The organism is Corynebacterium sp. (assembly GCF_030535495.1).
Classification (GTDB): domain Bacteria; phylum Actinomycetota; class Actinomycetes; order Mycobacteriales; family Mycobacteriaceae; genus Corynebacterium.
Map to the genome: position 1 here is coordinate 1 of NZ_JAUNRW010000148.1, position 4,076 is coordinate 4,076.

4 protein-coding genes are annotated in these 4,076 nt (G+C 68.3%); 3 read left to right on the plus strand and 1 reads right to left on the minus strand.

What is annotated here, in order from left to right; all coding sequences use genetic code 11:
- A partial coding sequence (locus tag Q4F73_RS11790) for a mismatch-specific DNA-glycosylase (protein ID WP_303359536.1) occupies positions 1-386 on the plus strand: 386 nt, incomplete at its 5' end.
- On the opposite strand, the gene Q4F73_RS11795 is transcribed toward Q4F73_RS11790, so the two are convergent.
- Positions 364-1,308 carry a PrpF domain-containing protein gene (locus Q4F73_RS11795; protein ID WP_303359537.1) on the minus strand — a complete coding sequence of 315 codons (945 nt, stop codon included), beginning with the start codon at positions 1,306-1,308 and terminating at the stop codon, positions 364-366. The genes Q4F73_RS11790 and Q4F73_RS11795 overlap by 23 nt on opposite strands.
- 31 nt (positions 1,309-1,339) lie before the next feature.
- Between Q4F73_RS11795 and gatB the strand changes: the two genes are divergently transcribed.
- Both gatB and mgrA read left to right on the plus strand, forming a co-directional pair.
- Positions 1,340-2,845 (plus strand): Asp-tRNA(Asn)/Glu-tRNA(Gln) amidotransferase subunit GatB, encoded by a 1,506-nt coding sequence (gatB, locus tag Q4F73_RS11800; RefSeq protein WP_303359538.1) that lies wholly within the window; start codon positions 1,340-1,342, stop codon positions 2,843-2,845.
- Between the two features lie 144 nt (positions 2,846-2,989).
- Positions 2,990-4,076, plus strand: a 1,087-nt coding sequence (gene mgrA / locus Q4F73_RS11805; protein ID WP_303359539.1) for an L-glyceraldehyde 3-phosphate reductase, incomplete at its 3' end; no start/stop codon positions are given.

Consider the following 4,076-nt stretch of genomic DNA (forward strand, 5'->3'; position numbering starts at 1 on the left):
CGCTTATCGACGCCCGCTCCGGCCTCACCCCCGCCCACCTCACCGAACTACACCGGGCGGGCCTGGGCTTCACCAACCTCGTCGCCCGGCCCACGGCCGTGGCCTCCGAACTGACCCGCCAGGAGTACGTGGAGGGAGGCCGCATCCTGGAGGAGAAGGTCGCCCGCCACCGCCCGCAGGTGGTCATGGTCGCCGGGATCGGGGCGTACCGCCTGGCTTATCGACGCCCCCGCGCCACCGTCGGCCGCCAGGAAGAGTCGATCGGCGGTGTGGAGACCTGGGTGGTGCCCAACCCCTCCGGGCTCAACGCCCACGAGACGGTCGATTCCCTGGCGCGGGCCTACGGCGAGGTGTGGCGGGCTGCTACAGGTAGGCCTGGCCGCTGAGCAGGATGCGGGCGGTACGGGGCAGGGCCACCCATGCGAGCTCCTCGCCATCGGCACGGGCCGAGACCTCGACGTCGCCCTTGAAGTGCTGGAGGGTGACTGCGTCCCGGCGGCCTTCGAGTACATCGTCGATGACGGTGCCACCGAGTGCCACCGCGCCGGCCAGGGCCAGGATGCCGGTGCCGGGCAGGGCGTGGTGGATACGGCCGACACTCGTCATGACGACGCGCAGGTCCTCGCCGGGGGCGACCATCGCCACCCGGGGGATGACCTTCGACGGCTCCAGACCCATGGCCTCACCGGCGGCGACGCGCAGGCGCTCCAGCCGGGCCAGCAGCTCCGCATCCGCATTGAGCGCGGCCATGCCCAGGGCCGGATCCACGCCGACATCCGCGGCGCGGGTGATGACGATGGGGTTGGCGACGTCGATAAGCGAGACCTCGAGGCCATCGACCTGACACCGCCGGCCGGCGGGGAAGAGGGTGCCGCATTTCTCGCCGCCAGGGTCGAGGAAGCGCATGTCGACGCGGTCGTCGACAAGCACGAGCTCGAACAGGGCCTGCGAATTGAGGTTCCATACGCGGGCGGAGTCGCCGGCGAACAGACCCGTGTGGCGGGCGTAGTGGAGGACGGCGGAGGAGATGTTGCCGCAGTTGCCGCTCCAGTCGACGACAGCCTCGGTGGGGGAGACCTGCGCGAAGAGTGTTTCCAGGTCGGCGCGCTCGGAGGGGCCGACGAACATGACCTTGGAGTTCGAGCTCACGCCGCCGCCGAGGCCGTCGACCGCCTGCGGATCAGGCGAGCCGATCAGCCGCAGACACAGGGCGTCGCGGGCGGCCTGCGTCGCGGGGAGCGCGGACATGGGCAGGAACACCGCGCGCGAGGTGCCGCCGCGGGCGATGGTGACGGGGACGGTGCTCATGCCCTGGAAGCCTAGCGCTAGACTGTCTGCCATGACTGCCGCGATTCACGATCTGATGGACTTCGACGAGGTCCTGGAGAAGTTCGACCCCGTCATGGGCCTGGAGGTCCACGTCGAGCTGGCCACGGAGACCAAGATGTTCTCCACCAGCTCCGCCCACTTCGGCGCCGAGCCGAACTCCAACGTCGACCCCGTCTCCCTCGGCCTGCCCGGCGCGCTGCCGGTGGTCAACGCCAAGGGCGTCGAGTGGGCCATCAAGATCGGCCTGGCGCTCAACTGCCACATCGCCGAGTCCTCCCGTTTCGCGCGCAAGAACTACTTCTACCCGGACCAGCCGAAGGGCTACCAGATCTCGCAGTACGACGAGCCCATCGCCTACGACGGCTGGCTCGACGTCATGCTTGACGACGGCACCGAGTGGCGCGTCGAGATCGAGCGCGCCCACATGGAGGAGGACACCGGCAAGCTCACCCACATCGGTGGCGTGTCCGGCCGCATCCACGGCGCGACCGCCTCGCTGGTGGACTGCAACCGCGCGGGTGTGCCGCTCATCGAGATCGTCACCAAGCCCATCGAGGGGGCCGGCGAGCGCGCCCCGGAGATCGCCCGCGCCTATGTCACCGCGCTGCGTGAGCTGGTCAAGGCCATCGGCGTCTCCGATGCGCGTATGGATCAGGGTTCCATGCGCGTCGACTCCAACTTGTCGCTGCGCCCGATCGGGCAGGAGGAGTTCGGCACCCGCACCGAGACGAAGAACATCAACTCTCTCAAGTCCGTCGAGCAGGCCGTGCGCTACGAGATGATGCGCCAGGCCGCCGCCATCGAGAACGGCGAGGAGATCATCCAGGAGACCCGCCACTACCAGGAGCTGGACGGCTCCACCCGCAAGGGACGTCGCAAGGAGTCCGCCGAGGACTACCGCTACTTCAACGATCCGGACCTGCCGCCGGTCATCGCGCCGAAGGAGTGGGTCGAGGAGATCCGCGCGACGCTTCCCGAGCTGCCGTGGGTGCGTCGCGCCCGCCTGCAGGAGGAGTGGGGTATCTCCGACGCCGAGATGCGCGACCTGGTCAACGCCGGGGCACTCGAGCTCATCCTGGCCACCGCCGAGGAGGGTGCCACCGCCGCCGAGGCCCGCGCCTGGTGGGTCAACTACCTCTCCGCCGCCGCCCGTGAGCAGAACGTCGAGCTGGAGGCGCTGCCCATCACTCCGGCGCAGGTCGCCGAGGTGGTTGGCCTGGTCAAGGAGGGCAAGCTGACGACCAAGCTGGCACGTCAGGCTGTCGACGGCGTGCTCGCCGGGGAAGGCACCGTGTCCGAGGTCGTTGCCGCGCGTGGCCTGGAGGTCGTGCGTGACGACGGCGCCATCGAGGCCGCCGTCGACGAGGCCCTGGCCGCCAACCCGGACATCGTGGAGAAGTACCGGGCCGGCAACACCAAGGTCACCGGCGCGATCGTCGGCGCCGTCATGAAGGCCACCCGCGGCAAGGCGGATCCGGCGCAGGTGAACAAGCTCATCGCGGAGAAGCTGAAGTAACCGGGTGAACCTCGAGGGGTCGTATTAACGATGATCGTTAATACGACCCCTTTTGCCATGGGCCGGGAAGGATTTTCCCAGGTCAGCACAATGGTATGACCTCGTTTTTACGATCGTCGTTAAAACGACCACCGAGAAGGCACAATGGATGCCATGAATACCTACCTTCCGGCCCCCGACCGCTACACCTCGATGCCCTACCGCCGTGTCGGACGCTCGGGACTCAAGCTGCCCGCCATCTCGCTGGGCCTGTGGCACAACTTCGGCGACGACAAGCCGCTGGAGACCCAGCGCGCCATTCTCCGCCGGGCCTTCGACCGGGGCGTGACCCACTTCGACCTGGCCAACAACTACGGCCCGCCCGCCGGCAGCGCGGAGACCAACTTCGGCCGCCTGCTCGCCGAGGACTTCCGCGCCCACCGCGATGAACTCATCATCTCCTCGAAGGCCGGCTGGGACATGTGGGACGGCCCCTACGGTTTCGGCGGCTCGCGCAAGTACCTCATGGCCTCCCTCGACCAGTCGCTGGACCGGATGGGGCTCGACTACGTGGACATCTTCTACCACCACCGCCCGGACCCGGACACCCCCCTGGAGGAGACCCTCTACGCCCTGCGCGACATCGTCGCCTCCGGCAAGTCGCTGTACGTCGGCATCTCCTCCTACGGCCCGGAGCTGACGGCCGAGGCCGCGGAGTTCATGGCGGAGGAAGGGTGCCCGCTGATCATCCATCAGCCGAGCTACTCCATCGTCAACCGCTGGGTCGAGGAGCCCGGCGAGGATGGTGAATCACTCCTGGCCTCCGCCGCCGATTCCGGCCTGGGCGTCATCGCGTTCTCGCCGTTGGCCCAGGGTCTGCTGACCAACCGCTATCTGGACGGCGTCCCGGCGGATTCCCGCGCGGCGGCGATGAAGTCACTGTCCGATGACATGCTCAGCGCGGAGAACCTCGAGATGATCACCCGCCTCAACGACATCGCCCAGGAGCGCGAGCAGTCACTGGCGCAGATGGCCATCGCGTGGGTGCTGCGTCAACAGGGCGAGTACGGGGTGGAGACGGTCACCTCGGCGCTCATCGGCGCCTCCTCGGTCGCGCAGCTGGACGAGAACCTCGACGCCCTCTACAACCTCGAGTTCTCCGATGCCGAGCTCGACGCCATTGACGAGGTCGCCCGCGACGCGGGCATCAACATCTGGGCCGGTGCCACTGCTTCTCGACGCCACGCCGACT

Bases quoted from the DNA above. Each gene is read 5' to 3' on its own strand.
- Q4F73_RS11795 (WP_303359537.1), bottom strand. From the start codon at position 1,308: ATGAGCACCGTCCCCGTCACCATCGCCCGCGGCGGCACCTCGCGCGCG.
- gatB (WP_303359538.1), top strand. From the start codon at position 1,340: ATGACTGCCGCGATTCACGATCTGATGGACTTCGACGAGGTCCTGGAG.